We start from the raw sequence: 2,249 nt of genomic DNA on the forward strand, positions 1-2,249 counted from the left end.
GGTCAATCCCGCCGACCCGGACCCGGATGGCACTGATGCAGTTGTCGCCGCGAAGGGCGCAAACCGCCGCAAGAGTGGTGAGGATTAATGGGGGGCTCTGAATATAACCGCAGGGGTTCAGGGTGGGACGGAGGATACGGGGTTCTACCGGATGGCCCATCTCATCATAGCGAAGGGTCACCAGGGGCGGGAAATAGGTCTCCATAGGAACCCGGTTCACATCCGAGGGCTGTGGAATCCGTGTAATATCAAAAATACCCTTCACATCTACCTGGAAGGCAGCTTTAAGGGTTGAGGAATCACACTGGCGGTAATTCGGCTCTCCGTACCAGCCTTTTTCTGAAGGAGGTCTGACCAGTTCTAATACGGGATTCTCGTTCTTGAGAGAAGAGTTGAGTTCTTGGTAGACAAAGGGAGCAGGCAAACTTGTTACAACGTAACTTTGTGTACGGAATCCCCGCCTCAAATTTTCCAGTAGCCTTTGGTAGATAGCCTCCCCCTCCATTCGCTGAAAACCGATAACCTCTCCTGACAACGAGTCCAGATATTCTTTTCCCCCTCGTGCCAGAATTTCTTGGAGGCTTATCGTCTCTGTAGACAATTGTCGCAACGAGGCCTCTAACGTTGCACTGATGTAAGGAGTGGCGTTGATCAGAGAAGGAAGGTTAATCAAAAGATCGGGCGCTTGCCTGTCAATTTGGCCAAAATCAGCAGGCAAAGCGATAACGGGTCCGGAGGTGAGATATTCGCCTTCTACTAAAGCCCGATCCAACCCCAGCAATGTGGCTTCTTGCTCAGGATCAACGCCTGCTATCAGGAAAGGAATCCCTATGTAGCCATGTGTACCAAGACGTTCAACAAAAAGGGGGTTCACAACAATCCCGGTTTTCAGGGCGAAATCCATAGACCCGCCTGGAGGATTCTCTGGGCCTATGTAAATGTAAATTTTATCAGAGGTAGAAACTGGGGCGATTCCATTATCTATCGTTAACATATTTTCTACCACATATGCTCCTGGCCTGGAGAGGGGTCCCAGGGTTTCGGTGGTTACCCCTTGAAGGGCATAACCCAGCATTGCGATAGGCGCGGCAACCTCTACATCAGGAATAGCCTTTATCGTCTCATATTGAGTAATCGTGATGCCACCACTGATACTGGATAGATGATTGACCTCTACTAGCCCGTGTCTATCCTCTATCGGTGAGCGAGCACCAGTGGGGCGAACGAGGATATCGTAAGTGGTGCGCCAGAAGTGGTTTAATTCCTGCATAGCGGTCAAGACAGTTACCTCCGAAGCCACAATGAGCAGAAGTAACCCAGCACTAAAGACGAACAACCCTAAAAATGGCGTAACCGACTTCTGCCTGTACAGGAAGAGCCGTTTCATGTCAACCTTCCTCCAAACATTGGAGCAGTGCATCTTGCCGCTGCTCCAAAAGAGGCACTGGCTCTTCGGGAATTTGCATGGCCAGCCGATTCGCTGCTCCCCAAGACGGCGAAAACGTGCCAGGCACTTCCAAAAGTGCCTGGCGCGTCATCCCGCGTCGGCTGAAGCGTGGGATTTTTGCTCCCTACGGGAATTCCCAGAGACCCGAGGCACTTTTACCAGCAGGTACCACACTGGTTTCCAGCAGCACATATTTGCCATCCGGGGCCGCAGACATTGTAGCAAACTACAACTACGTACCATACCCCCTTATCAGCCCCACAGCAACCGCAGTCACACACTTTGTGATAATAATAGTTACACCATCCTGCGTGTACTGGCGTAGGGAGAACATAGACCAGTAGGGCCAGCACCGCCGCCACCACCAGCATTCCGCAGAGAACCCGCAGCAGCCATTTCCCTTTCATCGTTCACCTCCTTAACAAAATATGGCAGAAGTGGATAACCTGGAACGAACTGATTGGCCTTTTCTTCTCCCCTACTCCCTACTCTCACCCCCTTTTACTCTCCACCCGCCACCAGCGCTGCGATCTCCTCCTCCCGCACCGCAAAGCCCGAACGGAGAACCACCCCTTCCCCGTCCAGCACATAGAAATACGGCACCCCCGGCACCCGGTAGGCCACCATCACCATTCCCCTCCAGCATCGGGAAGGCAACCCCCTGCTCCCCCGCCACCGCCCGGTTCTCCTCCCCGCTCCCCAGCGAAATCATCACCACCGCCACCCCCGGATGCTTTTCGGCAAAGCCTCTCGCCCGGACGTAAACGTCCGGGCTCAGAAGCCAAGCCCTTCGGGCTTTTTG

At 53.4% G+C, this 2,249-nt stretch carries 4 protein-coding genes; all 4 read right to left on the reverse strand.

The window, feature by feature from the left end:
• Positions 1-1,387 (reverse strand): hypothetical protein (locus ABJK56_RS19315; protein WP_347246325.1); only part of this gene is annotated, 1,387 nt, incomplete at its 3' end.
• A 1-nt stretch (position 1,388) separates the two neighbouring features.
• Positions 1,389-1,538, reverse strand: a complete 150-nt coding sequence (locus tag ABJK56_RS19320; protein ID WP_347246326.1) for a hypothetical protein — start codon at positions 1,536-1,538, stop codon at positions 1,389-1,391.
• A 64-nt stretch (positions 1,539-1,602) separates the two neighbouring features.
• The gene (locus ABJK56_RS19325) at positions 1,603-1,854 is read right to left on the reverse strand and encodes a hypothetical protein (protein ID WP_347246327.1); all 252 of its coding nucleotides are present in this window, start codon (positions 1,852-1,854) and stop codon (positions 1,603-1,605) included.
• Between the two features lie 94 nt (positions 1,855-1,948).
• On the reverse strand, positions 1,949-2,074 hold the full coding sequence (locus ABJK56_RS19330; RefSeq protein WP_347246328.1) for a hypothetical protein: 126 nt from the start codon (positions 2,072-2,074) through the stop codon (positions 1,949-1,951).
• Between the last annotated feature and the right edge of the window lie 175 nt (positions 2,075-2,249).

This window comes from Thermogutta sp. (assembly GCF_039793925.1).
Taxonomy (GTDB): Bacteria; Planctomycetota; Planctomycetia; order Pirellulales; family Thermoguttaceae; genus Thermogutta.

Bases quoted from the DNA above. Each gene is read 5' to 3' on its own strand.
- ABJK56_RS19325 (WP_347246327.1), bottom strand. From the start codon at position 1,854: ATGAAAGGGAAATGGCTGCTGCGGGTTCTCTGCGGAATGCTGGTGGTG.
- ABJK56_RS19330 (WP_347246328.1), bottom strand. From the start codon at position 2,074: ATGGTGGCCTACCGGGTGCCGGGGGTGCCGTATTTCTATGTGCTGGAC.
- ABJK56_RS19320 (WP_347246326.1), bottom strand. From the start codon at position 1,538: ATGACGCGCCAGGCACTTTTGGAAGTGCCTGGCACGTTTTCGCCGTCT.